This window comes from Microbacterium sp. AK009 (assembly GCF_013410955.1).
GTDB lineage: Bacteria > Actinomycetota > Actinomycetes > Actinomycetales > Microbacteriaceae > Microbacterium.
In genome coordinates this window covers 178,942-200,535 of sequence record NZ_JACCCG010000002.1, presented here as the reverse complement: position 1 = coordinate 200,535, position 21,594 = coordinate 178,942, and the positions used below count along the sequence as shown (strand labels likewise).

Annotated in this window: 19 protein-coding genes and 4 tRNA genes; 13 read left to right on the top strand and 10 right to left on the bottom strand. The window is 69.3% G+C overall.

Annotation, left to right across the window (positions count from 1 at the left end):
* Positions 1-2: 2 nt before the first annotated feature.
* On the bottom strand, positions 3-1,049 hold the full coding sequence (gene sepH, locus HDC37_RS04900; RefSeq protein WP_179559292.1) for a septation protein SepH: 1,047 nt from the start codon (positions 1,047-1,049) through the stop codon (positions 3-5).
* Positions 1,050-1,325: 276 nt separating this feature from the next.
* On the opposite strand from sepH, the gene HDC37_RS04895 reads away from it, so the two are divergent.
* A complete protein-coding gene (locus HDC37_RS04895) occupies positions 1,326-1,619 on the top strand; it encodes a DUF4193 domain-containing protein (protein ID WP_124293148.1) in 294 nt (97 codons plus the stop codon).
* Here HDC37_RS04895 and HDC37_RS04890 read toward each other — a convergent pair.
* Positions 1,552-2,103 carry a DUF3093 domain-containing protein gene (locus tag HDC37_RS04890; RefSeq protein ID WP_306457545.1) on the bottom strand — a complete coding sequence of 184 codons (552 nt, stop codon included), beginning with the start codon at positions 2,101-2,103 and terminating at the stop codon, positions 1,552-1,554. The two genes, HDC37_RS04895 and HDC37_RS04890, sit on opposite strands and share 68 nt — an antisense overlap.
* 18 nt (positions 2,104-2,121) lie before the next feature.
* Here HDC37_RS04890 and dut point away from each other — a divergent pair, with 18 nt between their 5' ends.
* The 5 genes from dut (at position 2,122) to dxs (ending at position 9,000) form a co-directional block, all read left to right on the top strand.
* On the top strand, positions 2,122-2,574 hold the full coding sequence (gene dut, locus HDC37_RS04885; RefSeq protein WP_179559290.1) for a dUTP diphosphatase: 453 nt from the start codon (positions 2,122-2,124) through the stop codon (positions 2,572-2,574).
* Positions 2,571-3,167, top strand: a complete 597-nt coding sequence (locus tag HDC37_RS04880) for a DUF3710 domain-containing protein (protein WP_179559289.1) — start codon at positions 2,571-2,573, stop codon at positions 3,165-3,167. The genes dut and HDC37_RS04880 overlap by 4 nt, the downstream gene beginning before the upstream one ends.
* A complete protein-coding gene (locus HDC37_RS04875) occupies positions 3,164-3,943 on the top strand; it encodes a DUF3159 domain-containing protein (protein WP_179559288.1) in 780 nt (259 codons plus the stop codon). Before HDC37_RS04880 ends, HDC37_RS04875 begins: the two co-directional genes overlap by 4 nt.
* Before the next feature lie 134 nt (positions 3,944-4,077).
* A complete protein-coding gene (locus tag HDC37_RS04870) occupies positions 4,078-6,900 on the top strand; it encodes an aconitate hydratase (RefSeq protein ID WP_308472094.1) in 2,823 nt (940 codons plus the stop codon).
* 141 nt (positions 6,901-7,041) lie between these two features.
* Positions 7,042-9,000, top strand: a complete 1,959-nt coding sequence (gene dxs / locus HDC37_RS04865; protein ID WP_179559286.1) for a 1-deoxy-D-xylulose-5-phosphate synthase — start codon at positions 7,042-7,044, stop codon at positions 8,998-9,000.
* A gap of 88 nt (positions 9,001-9,088) precedes the next feature.
* On the opposite strand, the gene HDC37_RS04860 is transcribed toward dxs, so the two are convergent.
* The 4 genes from HDC37_RS04860 to HDC37_RS04845 all read right to left on the bottom strand — a co-directional run bounded on the left by HDC37_RS04860 (position 9,089) and on the right by HDC37_RS04845 (position 14,310).
* On the bottom strand, positions 9,089-11,236 hold the full coding sequence (locus HDC37_RS04860; RefSeq protein WP_179559285.1) for a 3-hydroxyacyl-CoA dehydrogenase NAD-binding domain-containing protein: 2,148 nt from the start codon (positions 11,234-11,236) through the stop codon (positions 9,089-9,091).
* A gap of 12 nt (positions 11,237-11,248) precedes the next feature.
* The gene (locus tag HDC37_RS04855) at positions 11,249-12,454 is read right to left on the bottom strand and encodes a thiolase family protein (RefSeq protein ID WP_179559284.1); all 1,206 of its coding nucleotides are present in this window, start codon (positions 12,452-12,454) and stop codon (positions 11,249-11,251) included.
* 76 nt (positions 12,455-12,530) lie between these two features.
* A complete protein-coding gene (locus tag HDC37_RS04850) occupies positions 12,531-13,730 on the bottom strand; it encodes an HRDC domain-containing protein (protein WP_308472093.1) in 1,200 nt (399 codons plus the stop codon).
* Entirely contained in the window at positions 13,723-14,310 is a 588-nt protein-coding gene (locus HDC37_RS04845) for a DUF3000 domain-containing protein (RefSeq protein WP_179559282.1), read from the bottom strand. The genes HDC37_RS04850 and HDC37_RS04845 overlap by 8 nt, the downstream gene beginning before the upstream one ends.
* Before the next feature lie 25 nt (positions 14,311-14,335).
* Here HDC37_RS04845 and HDC37_RS04840 point away from each other — a divergent pair, with 25 nt between their 5' ends.
* Positions 14,336-15,625, top strand: coding sequence for a S9 family peptidase (locus HDC37_RS04840; protein ID WP_179559281.1), 1,290 nt, complete (start codon positions 14,336-14,338; stop codon positions 15,623-15,625).
* Here HDC37_RS04840 and HDC37_RS04835 read toward each other — a convergent pair.
* Genes HDC37_RS04835 through HDC37_RS04825 form a run of 3 tightly spaced genes read right to left on the bottom strand, consistent with a single transcriptional unit; the run spans position 15,594 to position 17,779 of the window.
* Complete coding sequence (locus HDC37_RS04835; RefSeq protein ID WP_179559280.1) at positions 15,594-16,373, bottom strand: dihydrofolate reductase family protein; 780 nt, start codon at positions 16,371-16,373, stop codon at positions 15,594-15,596. The two genes, HDC37_RS04840 and HDC37_RS04835, sit on opposite strands and share 32 nt — an antisense overlap.
* The gene (locus HDC37_RS04830) at positions 16,370-16,831 is read right to left on the bottom strand and encodes a SufE family protein (RefSeq protein WP_179559279.1); all 462 of its coding nucleotides are present in this window, start codon (positions 16,829-16,831) and stop codon (positions 16,370-16,372) included. Before HDC37_RS04830 ends, HDC37_RS04835 begins: the two co-directional genes overlap by 4 nt.
* Before the next feature lie 42 nt (positions 16,832-16,873).
* The gene (locus HDC37_RS04825; protein ID WP_179559278.1) at positions 16,874-17,779 is read right to left on the bottom strand and encodes a sulfurtransferase; all 906 of its coding nucleotides are present in this window, start codon (positions 17,777-17,779) and stop codon (positions 16,874-16,876) included.
* A gap of 134 nt (positions 17,780-17,913) precedes the next feature.
* Between HDC37_RS04825 and zapE the strand changes: the two genes are divergently transcribed.
* From zapE to HDC37_RS04810, 3 genes are all read left to right on the top strand, one after another.
* Positions 17,914-18,948, top strand: a complete 1,035-nt coding sequence (zapE, locus tag HDC37_RS04820; RefSeq protein ID WP_179559277.1) for a cell division protein ZapE — start codon at positions 17,914-17,916, stop codon at positions 18,946-18,948.
* A gap of 212 nt (positions 18,949-19,160) precedes the next feature.
* Positions 19,161-20,429, top strand: coding sequence for an ammonium transporter (locus tag HDC37_RS04815; RefSeq protein ID WP_179559276.1), 1,269 nt, complete (start codon positions 19,161-19,163; stop codon positions 20,427-20,429).
* Between the two features lie 66 nt (positions 20,430-20,495).
* Positions 20,496-21,017, top strand: a complete 522-nt coding sequence (locus HDC37_RS04810) for a type II toxin-antitoxin system PemK/MazF family toxin (protein WP_179559275.1) — start codon at positions 20,496-20,498, stop codon at positions 21,015-21,017.
* A gap of 10 nt (positions 21,018-21,027) precedes the next feature.
* Here the strand turns inward: HDC37_RS04810 and HDC37_RS04805 are convergent.
* A tRNA-Val gene (locus HDC37_RS04805) sits at positions 21,028-21,103 on the bottom strand.
* A gap of 147 nt (positions 21,104-21,250) precedes the next feature.
* On the opposite strand from HDC37_RS04805, the gene HDC37_RS04800 reads away from it, so the two are divergent.
* The 3 genes from HDC37_RS04800 to HDC37_RS04790 all read left to right on the top strand — a co-directional run bounded on the left by HDC37_RS04800 (position 21,251) and on the right by HDC37_RS04790 (position 21,548).
* Positions 21,251-21,323 (top strand) — tRNA-Gly (locus HDC37_RS04800).
* Positions 21,324-21,378: 55 nt separating this feature from the next.
* A tRNA-Cys gene (locus HDC37_RS04795) sits at positions 21,379-21,452 on the top strand.
* A 24-nt stretch (positions 21,453-21,476) separates the two neighbouring features.
* Positions 21,477-21,548 (top strand) — tRNA-Val (locus HDC37_RS04790).
* Positions 21,549-21,594: the final 46 nt, after the last annotated feature.

Sequence of the window (21,594 nt, the reverse complement as noted above, 5' to 3'; positions counted from 1 at the left end):
GATCAGTCGTCGCCGCGCGCGCCGAAGACGATCTCGTCCCAGGAGGGCATGGACGTCCGGCCCTTGCGGCGCCCCGCGGCCTCGGCGACCTGCGCCGCCGAGGGACCCCGGTCCGACGACGGGTGGTCGTCGTCCGGTCGTTCGGAGGCGTCGGCATACCCCGGCTCGAGGGCGTCGAAGAGGGCGACCGGCTGCGGTGACGCGGTGCGCTCGCGCGCTTCGTCCGCGCCGGGAAGCGGTTCACGCTGGCCGCGGCGGCGGCGCAGGGCTTCGAGCAGGTCAGCCGTCTCGGCGGAGGTCACGGCGGGTTCGGTCGCGCGCTTGATCGCGGCCTGCTGGACGGCGGGAGCGACCGGTGCCGCGATCTCCGGCTGCTCGAGGTCGGCCTCCGGCGGGCGACGAGGACCGAAGGCGCCGCTGTCGAAGCGCGAGTCGTCCTTGGCGGTAGCGGTGTCGAGGGCACGCAGGCGGGGGATCAGGCCCTCGGGGAGCGAACCCTGGCGCGAGAGCTGGATCGCGTCGGCATTCAGGGGCGAGAGCGTGCTGCGGCGGGGGTCGAAGCTCCACCGCGCATCATGGTCGACGCTGTTGGCGGTGAACTCGAGCTTGACGATCCAGCCCGAGGGCTCCTTCCAGCTCGTCCATCGTTCGCCGACCGCGCCGGCTTCGTGCAGCTTGCCGCGCACGGCCGCCCCGAACGTGGGGTGCGCGTCGTGCTCGAGCTGACCGCCCAGCAGCACCGGCACAGCCAGGGCCTGACCGACGACGTGCTCGCGCTCGGCGAGCACCGGCCCTTCGAAGCGGGCGACGTCTTCCACGCGGCATCCCAGCAGTGTCGCCACCTCGGTCGCGGACAGCCCGGCACGGATGTGCGACTGGATCTCGCGGGGACTGGGACGGGCGGCCTGGCCGTCGTGGTCGCGATCACGCCGCGTGCGGCGCAGCTCGTTGCGCAGCACCTCATCGACGGGCAGCGAGAACCGGTCGCCCGATTCGGTCGCAAGGACGAGTCTGTCGTCCTCGGTTCCGATCACCTTGAGCTGTTCCATGCGAACGCCTCTCCGACTCAGCAGTGCCGCCATGGTGTCACAGCGAGGCCTCGGCGCCGGGAATATCGTGCGCGTGGCGCATGTTCCGGTGGGTGATCGTCGCCCCTTCGCGCCTGGGGCGGCATCCGATCACCCGCAGGCGCGCCCGTGGGCGTCCGAACCGGCCGCTGCGGCACCGGAGGCGGCATTTGCGAAATGCCCACCGGTCATGCAAACTATGGCCGCCTGTTCAGGCCAGGTGCACCCGAGAATCACCGGAAGTAGAGATCCCCCCGCATGGCAACCGACTACGACGCCCCCCGCAAGACTGAAGACGACAGCGAGTCGATCGAGGCGCTCAAGGAGCGTGTCCCCGACAAGATGTCCGGTTCGGTGGACGTCGAGGACGCCGACAACCCCTCGGGCTTCGAGCTCCCCGGCGCCGACCTGTCCGATCTCGAGCTGGACGTCGTCGTGCTCCCTCCTCAGGAGGACGAGTTCACCTGCATGAACTGCTTCCTCGTCAAGCACCGCTCGCAGCTGGACCACGAGGGCGGCGACGGACCGATCTGCCGGGAGTGCGCGGCGTAACCGGCTCGGCGTCCCCGCGCCGTGCCCGCTCGATCGCGGCGATCAGGCGGTCGGGGGTCCGTGTCGAGACCACCCAGGCGGGCACCGGGTCATCCGGGTCTTCGAGCGGGATGACGACAACCGGGTCGATGCCCCCGCGGATGAGATGCCACGCCCGGGGGTGCAGCTCCACGCCCCGCTTGCGACGGGCCTCTTCGCCGGTGAACCCCTGGGCATCGCCCAGGTGACGCACCTCGATGCGGGCGCGCCCGGCCCGCAGCATCCCGTCGCCGACCTCCACCACGGGTGAAGCGGCGACCAGCACGACGACGATGAGCGCCGCCACCGCCGCGCCGACGACGAGAGCGACCGTGGAATCGACAGGGGTGAACACCAGCGCCGCCATCGGTCCGCACAGGGCGGCGGCCACCAGCAGCCACAGGCTCGGACCCAGTCTTTCGCGGTAGAGCACCGCCTGCTCGCCGCTGCGGCGTGGCTCGGACATGTGCATTACCCTCGTTGCGTGACTGAAACCGTGGACGTCCTCATTATCGCCCCCGACGTTCCGGCCTACTCCCACCCCGGCGATGCGGGAGCGGATCTGGTGTCCGCCGAGGCCGTGCGGCTCGAGCCCGGGCAGCGCGCCCTCGTCGGCACCGGCGTGCGGATCGCCCTTCCGGAGGGCTTCGCCGCCTTCGTCGTGCCCCGCAGCGGACTGGCCGCGAAGCACGGGATCACCATCGTCAACTCCCCGGGCACCGTCGACGCGGGGTACCGCGGCGAGATCAAGGTCGCCCTGCTGAACACCGACCGCGACACCGCGTTCGAGATCGCACCGGGCGACCGGATCGCCCAGCTCATCGTGATGCCCGTCGCCCGGGCCGCATTCGTGCCGGTCGACGACCTCCCCGACAGCGTTCGCGGTGCCGGAGGGTTCGGTTCGACCGGCTATCAGAAGGACGGAGCGACGGCATGACCGACGCCACACCGCAGAATTCCCCCAAGAGCGCACCCGCCGATCGGGCGACCGAGGGCCCGTTCGATGAGGCCGAGGCCAACCCGGTCCGGCCCTACATCGATCTCGGCGGCATCAAGGTCCTCCCGCGGGACGGCCTGAACCTGCGCCTGGAGGTCGAGGAGCAGACCAAGCGCATCGTCGCCGTGGGTCTCGACTACGCCGACTCGACGCTGCAGATCCAGCCGTTCGCCGCGCCCCGGTCGGGGGGCCTTTGGGAGGAGACACGCGAGCAGATCCGGCAGCAGATCAGGCAGCAGGGCGGACGGGTCGAGGAGCGCGAGGGTCCGCTCGGACCGGAGCTGCTCGCCGAGGTGCCCGTGGTGGCCGGACCGGACGGGGGAGCCGGCAAGCGCATCGCCCGCTTCGTCGGCGTCGACGGTCCGCGCTGGTTCCTGCGCGGGGTCATCGGTGGGGCTGCGGCAGCAGACGTCGACGCCGCGGCGAAGATCGAAGACCTCTTCCGCTCCATCGTGGTGGTCCGCGGCACATCGCCGATGCCGCCGCGCGATCTCATCCCCCTGCGCATGCCCGCCACGCCGGGTACGGCGTGAGCGACGGCCCGACGGGCGTCCACGCCCCCGAGCCCGAGCCCACGCCCGGAGCCGGGGACCAGCGCGCCTCCGACCTTCTCGGTGCCGCCCTCGGCGGTGCGGCCAAGCGCGCCGGGCTCGATCCGGCCCAGCAGTCGAGCACCGGCCGCGTCGTCTGGTCGGCGATGGGCGGCTGGCGCGGCGTGCTCGAATCGGTTCTGCCGAGCCTGACCTTCATCCTCACCTACACCCTCGTGCCCGGCGACACCCAGGACAAGCTGATCCCCGCCCTCGCCGTCTCGGTCGGAATCGCGGCGGTGTTCACCATCGTCCGGCTCGTGCAGAAATCGCCCCCCTCGGCGGCGATCGGGGGACTGGTCGCGGCGGGCGTGGCGGCGGGGCTGGCGCTGATCACCGGCAACCCGTCGGACAACTTCATCCCCGGCTTCATCACCAACGCCGTGTACGGCTCGGCGCTCCTGATCTCCGCACTCGTCGGGTGGCCGATCATCGGTCTCGCCGTGGGCTTCCTCGTCGGCGAGGGAACCCGGTGGCGGACGGATCGCCGCAAGCGGCGGGCGTTCTTCTGGCTGACCGTCGCGTGGGCGGCGCTGTTCGCCGCGCGTCTGGCCGTGCAGTTCCCCATCTACCTGACCTCTCTCGACGAGAGTCAGCGAGACAGCGCGGTGGCGCTGCTGGGAACACTCAAGCTCGTGATGGGCATTCCCCTCTTCGCTCCGCTGCTCGCCGTCACGTGGCTGGTCGTGCGCGCCCTCTACCCTCCCGCTCCCAGGTGATACATTTATCTCGACGTCGAGATAAATTGCGCGTCGCGGGCTAAGGCTCGCCTTGCTAGCCGCCACACCGACGGCCAGCGAAGATGGGGATGCGGGAACTGCTCGCGTCCTCGCGGCCGACGAAGGAGACAGACGTGTCCACAGTTGACAGCTTCGGTGCCAAGAGCACCCTGACGGTCGGCAGCACCGACTACGAGATCTTCCGCATCGACGCGGTCCCGGGACACGAGAAGCTGCCGTTCAGCCTCAAGGTCCTGCTGGAGAACCTGCTGCGCACCGAAGACGGAGCGAACGTCACCAAGCAGCAGATCGAGGCGCTCGGCTCGTGGGACCCCACCGCCGAACCCGACACGGAGATCCAGTTCACCCCGGCCCGCGTGGTCATGCAGGACTTCACCGGCGTCCCCTGCATCGTCGACCTCGCCACCATGCGCGAGGCCGTCGCCGACCTCGGCGGGGACCCCACCCGCATCAACCCGCTTGCGCCCGCCGAGCTCGTGATCGACCACTCGGTGATCGCCGACCTCTTCGGCCGTCCTGACGCCTTCGAGCGCAACGTCGAGATCGAGTACGAGCGCAACGGCGAGCGCTACCAGTTCCTCCGCTGGGGCCAGACGGCGTTCGACGACTTCAAGGTCGTTCCTCCCGGCACCGGCATCGTGCACCAGGTGAACATCGAGCACCTCGCGAAAGTCACCTACACACGGACCGTCGGGGGGAGCCTCCGCGCCTACCCCGACACGTGCGTCGGGACCGACTCGCACACCACCATGGTCAACGGACTGGGCGTACTCGGCTGGGGCGTGGGCGGCATCGAGGCGGAGGCGGCCATGCTCGGCCAGCCCGTCTCGATGCTCATCCCCAAGGTGGTGGGATTCAAGCTCACCGGCACCATTCCCGCCGGCGTCACGGCGACCGACGTCGTGCTGACCATCACCGACATGCTGCGCAAGCACGGCGTGGTGGGGAAGTTCGTCGAGTTCTACGGCGACGGAGTGGCATCCGTGCCGCTGGCGAACCGCGCCACGATCGGCAACATGAGCCCCGAGTTCGGCTCCACCGCCGCCATCTTCCCGATCGATGACGTCACGATCGACTACCTGCGTCTCACCGGCCGCTCCGACGAGCAGCTCGCGCTGGTCGAGCAGTACTCCAAACTCCAGACGCTCTGGCACGACCCGTCGCGGGAGCCCGTTTTCAGCGAGTACCTCGAACTGGATCTCGGCACGGTCGTCCCCTCGATCGCCGGACCCAAGCGTCCGCAGGACCGCATCGAGCTGACCGCCGCGAAGACCCAGTTCGAGAAAGACCTCCTCGACTACGCCGTCGCCTCACCCGAGACCCGGGTCGACGAAGCGGTGGAGGGCACGTTCCCGGCATCCGATCCGGTCGGCTTCACCCCTGACGACGAGAACATCTCCGACCGGGTCGCGACCACCGAGCACCGCAGCCACGCCCCGGCGGCGGTGTCCAAGCCGACGTCCGTCACCACCGCCGACGGCACCTCCTACACGCTCGACCACGGTGCGGTCACGATCGCGGCCATCACCTCGTGCACGAACACCTCCAATCCGTCGGTGATGCTCGCCGCCGGCCTTCTGGCGCGCAACGCCGCGCAGAAGGGCCTCAAGGCCAAGCCGTGGGTGAAGACGACGATGGCCCCGGGCTCGAAGGTCGTCACCGACTACTACGAGAAGGCGGGGCTGACCGACGACCTCGAGGCGCTGGGCTTCTACACCGTCGGCTACGGCTGCACCACGTGCATCGGCAACTCCGGACCTCTCATCGAAGAGGTGTCGGCCGCGATCAACGACAACGATCTCGCCGTGACGGCCGTGCTCTCGGGTAACCGCAACTTCGAGGGGCGTATCAACCCCGATGTGAAAATGAACTATCTCGCGAGCCCGCCGCTCGTGATCGCCTACGCGCTGGCCGGTTCGATGAACTTCGACTTCGAGACCGATCCGCTCGGCAAGGACGACCAGGGCAACGACGTTTTCCTCAAGGACATCTGGCCGAGCCCGGCCGAGGTGCAGCAGACGATCGACTCGTCGATCTCGACCGACATGTTCGAGAAGCAGTACGGCGCGGTCTTCGAGGGTGACGAGCGGTGGCGATCGCTTCCCACGCCGACCGGCGCGACCTTCGAGTGGGACGATGCATCGACCTACGTGCGCAAGCCCCCGTACTTCGAGGGCATGGAGCTGCAGCCCGAGCCGGTCGGCGACATCGCCGGAGCCCGTGTGCTCGCCAAGCTCGGCGACTCGGTCACCACCGACCACATCTCGCCGGCGGGATCGATCAAGGCCGACAGCCCGGCGGGGCAGTACCTGCAGTCGCACGGCGTCGACAAGAAGGACTTCAACTCCTACGGCTCGCGCCGAGGAAACCACGAAGTCATGATCCGCGGCACGTTCGCCAACATCCGGCTCCGCAACCAGCTCCTAGACGGCGTCGAGGGCGGCTTCACCCGCGACTTCACCCAGGACGGGGGACCGCAGTCCTTCATCTTCGACGCCTCGGAGAACTACCAGCAGGCCGGAGTGCCGCTGGTGATCCTCGCCGGCAAGGAGTACGGGTCGGGCTCGTCGCGCGACTGGGCAGCCAAGGGCACCCGCCTGCTGGGTGTCCGCGCCGTCATCGCGGAGAGCTACGAGCGGATCCACCGCTCGAACCTCATCGGCATGGGTGTCATCCCGCTCCAGTTCCCCGCGGGGGAGTCGGCGTCCTCGCTGGGCCTGGACGGCACCGAAGCGTTCACGATCACCGGCATCGAGGAGCTCAACAGCGGATCGACCCCGAAGACGGTGCGCGTCACCGCGGAGCCGACCGACGCCTCCGGGGCGGGGAAGGCGCGGGTGGAGTTCGACGCCGTCGTGCGCATCGAGACCCCCGGCGAAGCGGACTACTACCGCAACGGCGGCATCCTGCAGTACGTGCTGCGTTCCCTGGTCTGAGCATCGGCGACCACGCGCCCGGCCGGCGTCGAAACCGGCCGGGCGCTTCCGCGTCACCCCGACCCGGGCGGCGTTAGACTCGCACCACGCGCATCCGTCTCCTCGCCCGGGGACGACGGATTTCCCGGCGAAAGGAGACCTGTGGCGATCCTCGACACGATCTCGAACCCTCGTGACCTCGACGGGCTCAGCATCGAACAGCTCAACGAACTGGCCGCGGAGATCCGCGCCTTCCTGGTCGAGAATGTCTCCCGCACGGGCGGACATCTCGGACCCAACCTCGGGGCGGTGGAACTCACGATCGCGCTTCACCGGGTCTTCGATTCCCCGCAGGATCCGGTGATCTTCGACACCGGTCATCAGTCGTACGTGCACAAGCTCCTCACCGGACGTCAGGACTTCTCCCAGCTGCGCTCACGCGGCGGCCTGGCGGGGTACCCGCAGCGCTCCGAGAGCGTCCACGACGTCGTGGAGTCCTCTCACGCGTCCAGTTCGCTGAGCTGGGCCGACGGCGTCTCACGGGCGCTCAGTCGGACCGGCCGTCGGGATCGCCACGTGGTGGCTGTCGTCGGGGACGGCTCGCTCACGGGCGGCATGACGTGGGAGGCCCTGAACAACATCACGGACGACAACGACCGGAACCTGGTCATCATCGTCAACGACAACGGACGGTCGTACGCCCCGACGATCGGTGGCATGGCGCGGTTTCTGAACCGTGTCCGCACGACGGAGGGCTACGAGACGCTGGCACGGGGGTCGGCCGACCTCTTCCGTCGCCTCGGTCCCGCCGCCCGCGCTCTGTATCGCGGCGTCCGCGGGGGCACCCACGGCTTCCTCGCGCGGTTCATCAACAACGAGGCGCTGTATTCCAATCTCGACATAAAGTACCTCGGTCCTGTCGACGGGCACGACCTCGAGGCGATGATCGAGACGCTGGAGCTGGCCAAGGCGCACGGCGCTCCCGTGATCGTCCATGCCATCACCGAGAAGGGCCGCGGCTACGAGCCGGCCCGCAACGACGTGGCCGACCAGTTCCATGCCGTGGGCCGCATCGACCCCGTCACCGGTGAGCCTCTGGGCGGCGGCTCCGGAACGCTCTGGACCGACGTCTTCGCCGAGGAGCTCGTCGCAGTGGGCGAGGAGCGTCCCGAGATCATCGGGATGACCGCGGCCATGCTCCGTCCGACCGGCATGCTGCCGTTCGCGCAGCGGTTCCCCGACCGCGTCTACGACGTCGGCATCGCCGAGCAGCACGCCGCGGCGTCCGCCGCGGGTCTGGCGTTCGGCGGTCTGCATCCGGTGGTGGCCATCTACGCGACGTTCATGAATCGCGCATTCGACCAGGTGATGATGGATGTCGCGCTGCACCGCGCAGGCGTCACCTTCGTCCTCGACCGCGCGGGCGTCACCGGGCCCGACGGGCCGAGCCACCACGGGATGTGGGATCTGGCGATGCTGCAGATCGTGCCGCACATCCGCATCGCCGCGCCTCGCGACGCCGAGCGTCTGCGTGAAGAGTTCCGTGAGGCCGTCGCGGTGGAGGACGCCCCGACGGTGGTGCGGTTCCCGAAGGGGAACGTCAGCCCCGACCTGCCGGCGATCGAGCGTCTGGCGGACGGCGTGGACGTCCTGTCGCGTTCGGACGCTCAGGACGTCCTCATCATCGGTATCGGACCCATGGCGCATCTGGCGATGGATGTCGCGGATCGCCTGCGCGCCCAGGGGATCGGCGCGACCGTCATCGACCCCCGCTGGGTCGTGCCCGTGCAGCCCTCCATCGTCGACCTCGCAGCGTCCCACCGCCTGGTCATCACGATCGAAGACGGCATCCGGGTCGGTGGCATCGGCACGCGCGTGCGGCAGGTGCTCCGGGAATCGGGGATCGACACCGCGGTGGACGAGCTGGGCCTGCCCGATGAGTTCATCGACCACGCCAGCCGGGAGCAGATCCTGGAGGACGCCGGGCTCACCGCGACCAAGATCGCGCAGGACGTCGTCTCGCAGGTGCTGGGCACGCGCATCCCGGTCGCGCGTCCGAGCGGCGACGACGGGTCGCTCTGGCTCGCCGAGCCCGCGCGGCTCAGCGACGCGGAGAAGTGACGACTGCCGGGAGCTGAGAGGCCCCGCCGACGGACCATGAGGATGGCCCCCAGCGTGAGCTGGGGGCCATCCTCATGACACCGGGCGGTCAACCCCGCGACGCGACACCGCGGATCGGCGGGTGATGGAAGGTGTCGCCGAACACGCGCTGGGACGCCCCTTCGCGATCGAGGTAGGGAGATGCGCCCCCGTCGATGAACGGCCAGCCGGCCCCCAGGATGAGGCACAGGTCGATGTCCTCGACGGCCGGCACGACGTTCTCATCGAGCATGATGCGGATCTCCTGTGCGAGTCCGTCCTGGACGCGGGTGAGGATGGTGTCGGCCGAGGCCGGGCTGTCACCCACATGGCCTCTGAGGACCTTCTCCGCGGCCTTGGTGAAGCCGGTGACCCGGCCCGACTTGTCCTTCTCGACCACCTCGGACAGCTCCGCCAGGGCGTGAAAGTTCTCGTTGGCGTAGAACCGATCGGGGAACGCGCGCACCATGGTGTCCTGCACGTGCGCGGCGACCTTCCATCCCACGAGGTCGATCAGCTGGAACGGGCCCATCGGAAGCCCCAGCGGCGCGAAGGCCTTCTCGACGTCGACGACGGGGGTGCCCTCGTACACCGCGCGTGCGGCTTCGCCCATGACCTTGGCCAGCAGACGGTTGACGACGAAGCCGGGCGCATCGGCGGTCAGTACCGCGTTCTTGCCGAGCCCCTTCGCGACGACGAACGCGGTGGACAGCGCCGCGTCGGAGGTCTTCGGTGTCGTGACGATCTCGATGAGAGGCATGACCGCGACCGGGTTGAAGAAGTGGAACCCGACGAGGCGATCGGGGTGCGCGAGCTTCGCGCCGATCTCCTCGACCGAGAGGGACGAGGTGTTGGTCGCGAGGATCGCGTCCTCGGCGACGACCGCTTCGATCTCGGCGAACACGGCCTGCTTGACCCCGACCTCCTCGAAAACCGCCTCGATGACGAAGTCGCAGTCGGCGTACAGGCTCTTGTCGGTCGTCCCCGTCACGAGCGCGCGCAGGCGGTTGGCGGAGTCGGCGTCCAGACGCCCCTTGGCCTCCAGCTTGCCGATCTCGTCGTGGATGTAGGCGACGCCCTTGTCGACGCGCGCCTGATCCAGGTCGGTGATGAGGACGGGAACCTGGAGCTTCCGCACGAACAGGAGCGCGAACTGGCTGGCCATCAGTCCCGCGCCGATGATCCCGACCTTGGTCACCGGCTTCGCCAGGGCCTTGTCGGGGGCGCCGACGGGGCGCTTCGCGCGCTTCTGCACGAGATCGAACGCATACATCGACGCCGCGAACTGGTCGCCCACCACGAGGTCCGCAAGGGCTTCGTCCTCCCGGGCGAATCCCTCGGCCCTCGTTCCGGACTTGGCCTTGTCCAGCAGATCGAGCGCGACGTAGGGCGAGCGCGGCACGGTGCCGATCTTCGATTCGAGCATGCCGCGGGCCATCTTGATCGCGATCGGCCATTTGGTCAGGCGCTCGATCTTGCCCGGCTCGTTCTTACGCTCGACCTTGCGGCCGCCGAGCACCCCGTCGGCCCAGCGCAGCGAATCCTCGAGGAAGTTCGCCGCGGGGAAGATGGCGTCGACGATGCCGTAGTCGTACGCCTGCTGGGGCTTCAGCATCCGGTTCTGCTTCAGCGGGTTCGAGATCACGACCTCGAGAGCGTTCTCGATGCCGATGAGGTTCGGCAGCAGGTACGCGCCGCCCCATCCGGGGATGATGCCGAGGAAGACCTCGGGGAGGGCGATCGCCGCGGCGGACGCATCGACGGTGCGGTAGGTCGAGTTCAGTGCGATCTCCAGGCCGCCGCCGAGGGCGAGCCCGTTGACGAAGGCGAAGGAGGGCACACCGAGCTCGGAGAGCATGCCGAGGACGTGGTGACCCAGCTGCGCCACCAGCTTCGCGGTGTCGCGCGATTCGACCTTCGTGATGTCGCTCAGGTCGGCGCCGGCGGCCAGGATGTACTGCTTGCCGGTGATCGCGACGGCGTCGATCTCACCGGCATCCGCTCGCTTCTTCAGCGCCGTCAGCGTCTCACCGAGCTCGGTGAGGGTGGCCGGGCCGAGGGTGTTCGGGCGGGTGTGGTCCCGCCCGTTGTCCAGAGTGATCAGGGCGAGCACCTTGCCCGAGGGCAGACGGATGTCGCGGACGGGGGAGTGGGTCACCACCTCATCGTCGGTGAGGGCGGACAGGGGGGAGAAGTCGATATCGCTGTAGTTCGTCATCTTCGCGTGCCCTTACTTGCGCTTCTTGCCGTCGTAGTGGGGGTTCTCCCAGATGACCGAGCCGCCCTGACCGAGGCCCACGCACATCGCCGTCAGTCCGTACCGGACGTCGGGCCGCTCGGCGAACTGGGCGGCGAGCTGGATCATCAGGCGCACACCGGATGCAGCGAGCGGGTGTCCGAAGGCGATCGCTCCGCCCCAGGGGTTCACACGGGGGTCATCGTCGGCGATGCCGAAGTGGTCGAGGAAGGAGATGACCTGGATCGCGAAGGCTTCGTTCAGTTCGAACAGACCGATGTCATCGATCTTCAGTCCGGCCCGCTTCAGCGCCTTCTCCGTGGACGGGATCGGGCCGATGCCCATGATCTCCGGCTGGACGCCGGCGAAGCCGAACGAGACCATTCGCATCTTCGGGCGAAGACCGAGCTCCTTGACGGCGGCGCCGCCGGCCAGGAGCGACATCGTGGCGCCGTCGGTGAGCGGCGAGGAGGTTCCGGCCGTCACGCGGCCGTGCGCGCGGAACGGCGTCTTCAGCCCCGCGAGGTCTTCCATCGTGGTCTGAGGGCGGCGCCCCTCGTCCTCGGTGGCCAGGCCCCACGCGCCGTCCGCGCCCTTGATCGCCACCGGGACGAGGTCGGACTGGATCTTGCCGGCGTCGTAGGCGGCCTGCACCTTGCGCTGGCTCAGCATGCCGTACCGGTCGGAGCGCTCCTTGGTGAGGTGGGGGAAGCGGTCGAAGATCCGCTCCGCCGTGACACCCATGTTGAGGGCGCCCGGGTCGACCATCTTCTCCGCGACGAAGCGGGGGTTCGGGTCGGCGTTGCCGCCGATGGGGTGGTGCCCCATGTGCTCGACGCCACCTGCGAGCGCGAGGTCGTACATCCCGACGCCGATGGAGGCGCCCATCGTCGTGACGCTCGTCATCGCGCCGGCGCACATCCGGTCGATCGCGAGACCGGGGACGGTCTGCGGCAGCCCCGCGAGGAGGGCGACGCTGCGACCGAGGGTGAGACCCTGGTCGCCGGTCTGGGAGGTCGCCGCGATGGCGACATCGTCGATGCGGTCCTTCGGCACCGAAGGGTTGCGCTCCATGAGCCCGATGGTCGCCTTCACGGCGAGATCATCAGCCCGGGTGTTCCAGTACATGCCCTTCTCGCCGGCGCGCCCGAAGGGGGTACGCATACCGTCGACGAAGAAGACGTCCGAAAGCTCGGCCACTTAAGCCTCCAAAGATCAGGGATGTGAGCGAGCGTAGGTCGGCCGCCGAAACCGCGGGGAATCGGTTGGGCGCAACCTACGAAGTGCTCTCCGGGGCCGTCGAGCCGTTTTGCACGGATTCGACAAAGGCATTGGCGATGATCTGTGCAGTCTGGTCAATCTGCCATGGCCGGGCGCCGAGAGATCGCAGGAATTCCCCGAGTGTCGCCGCGGTGATCTCGGCGGGCGGCGCCCAGGCGACGCGGCGCAGGAGTTCGGGGGTCAGAAGGTTCTCGGTGGGCATCGAGAGCGCGGCGGCGCGCTCCTCCACCACGGGGCGGGCGGCCTTCAACCGCGCGTCCGCGGCGGGGTTGCGGTCGGGCCACACGCGCGGCGGGGGAACGGTGTCGGTGCCGGGAAGGCGGTCGGGCGGCAGGTCGGTGGCGGTGCGACCCTCCTGGATGGCGTTCCACCATCGGTCCAGCTGGCTGCGGCTGGCGCGACCGGTGAACTCCTTCACGCCGGCCAGTTCCTGCTTGGAGGTGGGATCGGCGCGGATCGCCGCGACGAGGGCACGGTCGGGGACGAGGCGGCCCGGTGCGACATCCTGCTCCCGCGCGTACTCCTCCCGCGCCGTCCAGAGGGCGCGGGCGACGGCGAGCGCCCGGCGGCCCCGCACGGTGTGCAGCCCGCTCAGGCGTCGCCAGGGGTCGTCGCGCACCGGCTTGGGCTCCCGGGCGAGCACGGCGGCGAACTCCTGGCGAGCGAACTCGGTCTTGCCCTGCTCCGCCAACTCCGCCACGAGGACGTCGCGGACGTCGATGAGATGCGCGACGTCCAGCGCGGCGTACTCCAGCCATGAGTCGGGCAGAGGCCGGGTCGACCAGTCCGCAGCCGAGTGCGCCTTGGCCAGGCTGATGCCGAGAGTGTCCTCCACGACGGCGCCGAGCCCGACCCGCTCGTGTCCCAGAAGACGCGCCGCCAGTTCGGTGTCGAACATCTCGGTGGGCTCGAGGCCCAATTCGCGAAGCGACGGCAGGTCTTGGCTGGCTGCGTGCAGCACCCACTCGGCGTCGCCGATGGCCTCCTGAAGGGCGGAGAAGTCCGCCAGGACGGGCGGATCGAACAGGTGCACCCCGGCGCCGCGGCGATGGACCTGGATGAGGTAGGCCCGCTGGGAGTAACGAAAACCCGAGGCGCGCTCGACATCGACGGCGACCGGGCCCTCGGCGTCCCGGAGAGCCGAGACGGCGCGCGCGAAGGAGCCCGCGTCCGCGATCACGGTGTAGTCAGTCACGCATCGTCCTCCGGGGACCGAAGACCGCAATGCCCTCCGACCCCGGCGGGAGCCCGGCGAGCATGCAGACCAGTTCGCTCCAGGCTTCCACATGCAGGGTCATGTCGCCGTCCGGAGACCAGGACGCCCGCAGCTCGATCTGGGCGCCGTCCCCCTCCTCCGCGAGCGAACCGAAACCCTTCGACAGGGTCTTGGTCGCGGTGCCCGATGCCGAATGGTACGCGGCGTGACGCGAGTCGAGGGCGTCGATCAGCCACGACCAGGCCACGTCGGCCAGCAGCGGATCCACACCGATGTCGGCTTCCAGAGGTGCCTGTGCGAAGCAGACGATGCGCCACGGCCCTCCCCACGCCGCCGGTTCGGACTCGTCGTGAAGAAGGATGAAGCGGCCCGTTCCGTAGGGTGAATCCACGCCGTCGTCGTCTGGCCGCACGTCTCCGGCGAGCGCGATCGCGTCGGGCGCGAGGCCCGCCGGCGCAGGGATCTCCCGCACCACGAAGTCCTCTCGGAACGTCGTCGCCCGCACGGCCTCCGCGGCGAGAGCGAACGCCGTCGTCGCCGGGGTTCCTTGGTCAGCCACGCGGACAGACTAGAGTGATCGCTCGATGGTCGACTCCAGGCGCGCCGCACCCTCCGGCGCCACACCCGGGTTCGCAGGTGGAGTCCGGGCTGCGGTCGCCATCCTCAGCGCTGCCCTCGCCGCCGCCGTCGGTGTGCTCGCCGTGGTGTCGGTGCGGGTCGCGCGGCGCGTGGTGACGCCTGCCGTCCGGGTGGCCGACACCCGCATCCTGGCGGTCGATCCCGCCGCTCAGACCATCACGCTCTCCCGCACCGAGGACACCGTCCTCCCCGGGCGTTACGGGTTGTTCACCGCCGGCGACACCGGCTACCTCAAGCTCGGGTCCGTGCTCGACGAAGACGCCCTCGCCGTCAAGCGCAAGCTCCTCACTCACGTTCCCCCCGGAGCGGGTGTGGCGCCGGACGCCGCCTTCAGCGGGTGGTACTACGAACGCCCCGAAGAGCTGCACCTACCCTTCTCCTCCGAACTCATCGGTTCCGGGGTCGGGCCGTGTCCAGCGTGGCTCTTCCCGGCGGAACCCTCCGACGAGGCGACCGAGACCTGGGTCATCCAGATCCACGGACGCGGCACCACTCGCTCGGAATGCCTCCGCGCCGTGCCGGTGTTCCACGCCCTCGGGATCACCTCCCTCGTCGTGTCCTACCGCAATGACGGCGAGGCTCCGCGCAGTCGGACCGGGACCTACGCACTCGGCGCCACCGAGTGGCGCGATGTCGACGCCGCCGTCGGCTTCGCCCGCCGCCGCGGCGCCCGGCGGATCATCCTGATGGGGTGGTCGATGGGCGGCGCGATCGCGCTCCAGGTCTCGTTGAACTCCCCACACCGTCAAGTGATCGCCGGTCTCATCCTCGAGTCGCCCGTCGTCGATTGGCGGATCGTCCTGAACTACCAGGCGAAGATGATGGGGCTCCCGGCGCCGGTGACGGGTCTCGCCCTCGGCGCCCTTGCCAGCGAGTGGACGACACCGCTGACCCGCACCGGCGGACCGATCCCGTTCGACCAGCTCGACGTGGTGGCGCGCGCCGGCGAGCTGCGCCACCCCATCCTCATCCTGCACAGCGACGACGACGGGTTCGTGCCCTCCGACGCCTCACACGATCTCGTGGTCGCCCGCCCCGACCTGGTCGAACTCATCGTCTTCGACGTGGCACGGCACACCAAGCTGTGGAACTACGACCAGGAGCGGTGGAGCAGCGCGATCCGCACGTGGCTCGGGCGCCATGGGCTGAGCGTCGACGTCGACGGCACCCGGCCCGACGACGCAGACGGCGGGCCCTCGCAACTCAACGGCGGATCGTCAGACGCCGGTAGCTGAAGCCGGCGTCGTCGACGAGCATCCCCGTGACCTCGGACGCCACCGGTGTAGCGAGGGACAGGAAGGGGTGGTGCACCGGTTCCAGGAACGGTGAGACGGTGACGCAGACCTCGTCGACCACCCCCGACTGCACGAACTGCGTCGCCAGGCCCGCGCCGCCCTCGCACACGATGCGGCTGAGACCGCGTTCGCGCAGCGCGCGCACGATGTCGGCCGGATGCAGCCGCGCGGCGTCTTCACCGGGCGAGTCCGAAGACGGCACGGCGACGACCTCGGCGGGTGCGTCGCCGATCGCGGCGGCCACCCGGGTGGCGTGCTCGGGACGGCAGAGGAGGAGGGCCGGCGGGGCTTCCCGGCCATCACGGCGCCGAAGCGAGCCGCCGCCGAGCGCGCCCGAGGCGGTCACGATCGCCAGGCGGGCGGTCTTCGGCAGCACGGAGCCTTCCGCACGGACGGTCTCCGCCCCGACGACGACCACGTCGGCCTCACGGCGGATCGCACCGAGGATCATCCGGTCCACGCGCGAGCTGATGGACGTACTGGATCCGTCCTCGCCCGCCGAGGAACCGGTCAGCGTGGTGACCATATTCAGACGGACGAACGCCGCGTGCGGGCTGCGGTAGCGCCGCGACATCCACTCGGCTGCGGTGTCGTCGGCGGTGTCCACGCGCTCGAGGGAGCTCGGGATGACCTCTGTCACCCAGCGCCCCGCCGACGCGGAGTCGCGTCCCGAACCCGGCGCGGTCATCCCGCGGTATCGCCCCGTTTGGCGCGCACCTGACGCTTCGCGCGCCCGAGCATGCCCGTCATTCCCGCAATCCGCAGAGGCGACACCGCACGGGTCAGGCCGATGCTCTGGGGATAGTCGTCGGGGACGGCGAGGACCTCGTCGGCCGTGAGGCCGCTCAGCCCCTGGACCAGGATGCTGGCGAAGCCCCGCGTGGTCGGCGCCTCAGCCGGCGCGGTCGCGTGCATCGCCACGATCTGGTCGGGGCCGACGTCCACGATGATGAACACCGGCGACTGGCATTCGGCCACGCGCTCGAGCAGCTCAGGGTGATCGGCGAGCTCATCGGGGATGGCCGGGAGGTCATGCGAGAACTCCAGCAGGAGCTGCAGGCGCTCCTGCTCGGGGAGTTCGAGGAAGTCGTCGCGGATCGCCGCCAGGGCGGCGGGAACATCCGAGGAAACGTCGGGGGAAGTCATCCCCGCCATCCTCCCACGCCCTCGGCGCGCCCGCCCGGCGACTCAGGCGCGGCCGGGGAGCTCTCCCGGCTCGTCGCCGGCCACGATCGGCACTCGCACCGCCGACCCCCACTCGGTCCACGACCCGTCGTAGTTGCGCACGTCGGAGAAGCCGAGGAGGTGCCGCAGGACGAACCAGGTGTGACTGGAGCGTTCGCCGATCCGGCAGTAGGCCACGATCGGCTGAGTCCCGGTGAGTCCGACCTCGTCGCGGTAGATCTGCTCGAGCTCCGCGCGGGGCTTGAACCCGCCGTCCTCGGCGACGGCCCGCGCCCACGGCACGTTCTTCGCACTCGGGATGTGGCCGGCGCGCAGCGCGCCCTCCTCGGGGTAGGCGGGGGCGGTCGTGCGGGTGCCGTTGTACTCCTCGGGCGAGCGGACGTCGATCAGCGGGTTGCCGAGGTGGGCGAGCACGTCCTCCTTGTAGGCGCGGAGGGCGGTGTCGTCCCGCGGGACGACGGGGTAGTCGGTGGCGGCCGGGGTGCTCGCCTCCGTCGTCAGGGGCCGCCCCTCGGCGATCCACCGATCGCGGCCGCCGTCGAGCAGCCGGACGTCTTCGTGGCCGAAGAGCGAGAACACCCACAGGGCGTAGGCGGCCCACCAGTTGTTTTTGTCGCCGTAGATCACGACCGTGTCGTCACGCGCGATCCCCTTGCGGCTGAGCAGCTCGGCGAAGCCCTCGCCGTCGACGTAGTCGCGCACCACGGGGTCGTTCAACTCGGTGTGCCAGTCGACCTTCACGGCGCCCGGGATGTGGCCCGTCTCGTAGAGCAGCACGTCCTCGTCGGACTCGACCACCACCAGCCCGGGAGTCCCCAATCGTTCCTCCAGCCACGCGCCGGTCACCAGGCGCCCCGGGTCGGCGTACTCGGCGAACTTGGGCGATGACGTATCGAACTCCACGGGCACGGGGCACACTCCTCGAGATGTCGGGGGAGACGGATGGACGGCGTAGGGTGTAACCGTCCCCTCGAGCCTAGGATCCGCTGCGCCGTGTCGCACCCTCGGCTTCGACATCCGTAAGACGGCGACACAGGACGTTCATGACTGCAACCCGCACCGGAACCGGTGTCATCCACCTCACGAGTCGCGACTCGCAGATCTCCGGTGCCGACATGGTGGCCGCCCTGACCCCGCCGCCGCAGTTCGCCTCGGCGACCTTCGACTCCTACCGGGCCGACCCTGAGTATCCGTCGCAGCAGGGCGCGAAGGACTACCTGATGTCTTTCGTCGGAGGCGGCCCCGCCCCCGAGCGCGGCGGCTTGTTCCGGCGCGCGAAGAAGCAGCCCGAGACCAAGCCGGGCGTCTATCTCGACGGCGGATTCGGCGTCGGGAAGACCCACCTGCTCGCCGCGGTCTATCACGCGATGCCCGCACGGCGGAAGTACTTCGGCTCGTTCATTGAGTACACCGCGCTGGTCGGGGCGCTCGGCTACCAGAAGACGGTGGAGCTGTTTCGCGGCACCGACCTCATGTGCATCGACGAGTTCGAGCTGGACGACCCGGGCGACACGATGGTGATGACCCGGCTTCTCGGGGAACTGGTCGCCGGCGGCACGAAGCTCGCCGCGACGTCCAACACCCCGCCGAACGCCCTCGGTGAGGGCCGGTTCGCCGCGCAGGACTTCCTCCGTGAGATCCACGCGATGGCGGCGAACTTCGAGACCATCCGCATCGACGGCACCGACTACCGGCACCGCTCGCTCGACGGCCACGCCGTCACCCTCGACGACGCCGAGTACGCCCGCACGATCGCCGACGCCGCGACGCGGACGATCGTCTCGGACGACGCGTTCGACGAGCTCATCGCCCATCTCGCCCGTGTTCATCCCTCGCGCTACATCCGTCTCATCGACGGCGTCGGAATGATCGGGATGCGGGATGTGCGCGCCTTCCACGACCAGTCGGCGGCTCTCCGCTTCGTCGCCTTCATCGACCGCGTCTACGACGCCCAGCTCCCGATCCGCGCAACCGGACTCTCCCTCGATCAGGTCTTCCCGGCCGAGATGCTCAGCGGCGGGTATCGCAAGAAGTACTTGCGCGCGACGTCGCGTCTCATCGCGTCCACCCTTGCCTGAGCGCGGGTACCGTCGCTCCGCGCCGCGTGCGGAGCCGTTTCGTAGCGCCGTCGTGGCCGCTTCGCGGCATCCGGAAACCTGATGTTTACCTGCATGGCCCTCGCGTAACCGACTCGAAACACGGTGCGCACGGCGGGCGAAACCGCGGATCAGCACACTGGGTGCCACCCGACGCTACATCCTGCGTCCCCGCAGAGAGGTTCTCCTGAGAGATGGATCAAGGCAATACCGCATTCATGCTCATCGCGGCTGCACTCGTCCTGCTGATGACGCCAGGGCTGGCGTTCTTCTACGGCGGACTGGTGAAGGCCAAGAGCGTCATCAGCATGATGATGCTCAGCTTCGGCTCGCTCGGACTCATCGGAGTCCTGTGGGTGCTCTACGGATACGCGATCGCGTTCCCCGGGGCTGACGGTCTGGTCGCCCCGTGGGCGATCGACTGGTCCGCACTCGGACTGACGAGCCTCCTCGAAGTGCCCGAGGGTGCCGCCTACCCGCCGCTGGCCTTCGTCGCGTTCCAGGCGACGTTCGCGATCCTCACGGTCGCGCTGGTCTCGGGGGCGATCGCCGACCGGGCCAAGTTCGGCGCGTGGCTGGTCTTCGCGGGCCTGTGGGCGACGATCGTCTACTTCCCGGTCGCCAGCTGGGTGTTCAACTTCGGACTCGCCGAAGACGGCAGCTTCGCTTACGGAGGCTGGATCACCTACGGCCTCCAGGAGACGTTCGGAGTCGGAGCGATCGACTTCGCCGGTGGAACGGCGGTGCACATCAACGCCGGTGCCGCCGCTCTCGCGCTGGCCCTGGTGCTCGGCAAGCGTGTCGGCTTCCAGAAGGGCGTGCACGTGCCCCACAACCCGCCGTTCGTTCTGCTGGGTGCCGGTCTGCTGTGGTTCGGCTGGTTCGGTTTCAACGCCGGCTCCGAGCTGGCAGCAGACGGCGTGGCCGCCCTGGCGTTCGTCAACACCATCGCCGCCCCTGCCGCTGCCCTGCTGGCCTGGCTGGTGGTGGAGAAGATCAAGGACGGCAAGCCCACCTCGGTCGGTGCCGCTTCGGGCGCGGTCGCGGGTCTCGTGGCCATCACCCCCGCCTGCGCCTCGCTCGACCCGATCTGGGCGATCCTGCTCGGCATCGTCGCGGGTGTCGTCTGCGCCCTCGCGATCGAGCTCAAGTACGCCTGGGGCTTCGACGACTCGCTCGACGTGGTCGGCATCCACCTCGTCGGTGGCCTGGTCGGAACGCTGTACATCGGCTTCTTCGCCAACGGCACCGGCCTGTTCATGGGCGGTGACGGCACGCAGCTGCTCGTCCAGGCGATCGCCGCGGTGGCTGTTCTGGCCTACTCCTTCGTGCTGGCCTGGATCATCGGCTTCGCGATCCAGAAGACCATCGGTTTCCGCGTCAAGAACGAGGACGAGGTCGCCGGCATCGACACCGTGGTGCACGGCGAGGAGGGTTACGTCCTCACCGACACCCGGGGCTGAGCAACACAGGGCCGTATCCGGAGGGCGTCGCGCGAGAGCGCGGCGCCCTCCGCGTATGTTGGCGTCATGGTGCGAATGCGCGGTCTCCTCGGTTCCCTCGCGGCGCTCGTCGGAGCGGGCCGCCGCGGATCTCGCTCTGCTTCACTCGGTGCAGGGCCGACCTCAGGGCCGACGACCGCGACGCAGGCGGTCATCCGCCCGCCGCGAGACCTCGTCATCGAATACGACCCCGACTCCGACGGCACCGCCGACGCGGGGGAGATCGTCTGGACGTGGGTGCCCTACGTCGAGAACGACGGGCGCGGGAAGGATCGTCCAGTCCTCGTCATCGGGCGGGCATCGGCTGATCGGGTCTACGCGGTGCGCCTGACCAGCCAGGCCCACGACGGCGATCACGACTACCTGCCGCTCGGCACGGGAAAGTGGGACAGCCGCGGCCGCCCCTCGTGGGTCGACATCGACCAGCTCTACACGGTTCACGATCGCGGGATGCGACGTGAAGCGGCTGCTCTGGACCTCAGGCGCTTCACGACAGTGGCCGAGGCGCTGCGCAAGAGGTACGGGTGGCGGTTCTCCGCACCGAAGTGAGGGCCGGATGTGGTGGGCGATACCAGACTCGAACTGATGACCTCTTCCGTGTGAAGGAAGCGCGCTACCAACTGCGCCAATCGCCCGTCGGCCCGGGGGCCGGGTTCCGATGTTACCGGATGCCGAGGCCCGGTCCGAACCGGGTGCCGTGGCGACACGCGGCGACGGCGCTGGTTTGGAACCGGGCGCGGGATCGGCTAAAGTCGGTGAAGCGCCCGGGAAGCCGGGAGCATGCGGATGTAGCGCAGTTGGTAGCGCATCACCTTGCCAAGGTGAGGGTCGCGAGTTCGAGTCTCGTCATCCGCTCGAGTGCTGGGTCCACCCTTCGGGATGGACACGACGCGTGGGTCGAACCACACACGGTGGCGTGGCCGAGCGGCTAGGCACCGGCCTGCAAAGCCGTTTACACGGGTTCGAATCCCGTCGCCACCTCCACTCCACAACGAAACAGCCCCTTGGGCGCGATTGGCGCAGCGGTAGCGCGCTTCCCTGACACGGAAGAGGTCACTGGTTCGATCCCAGTATCGCGCACAACGAAAACCCCCGGGATTCCGGGGGTTTTCTGGTTTTCTGGACG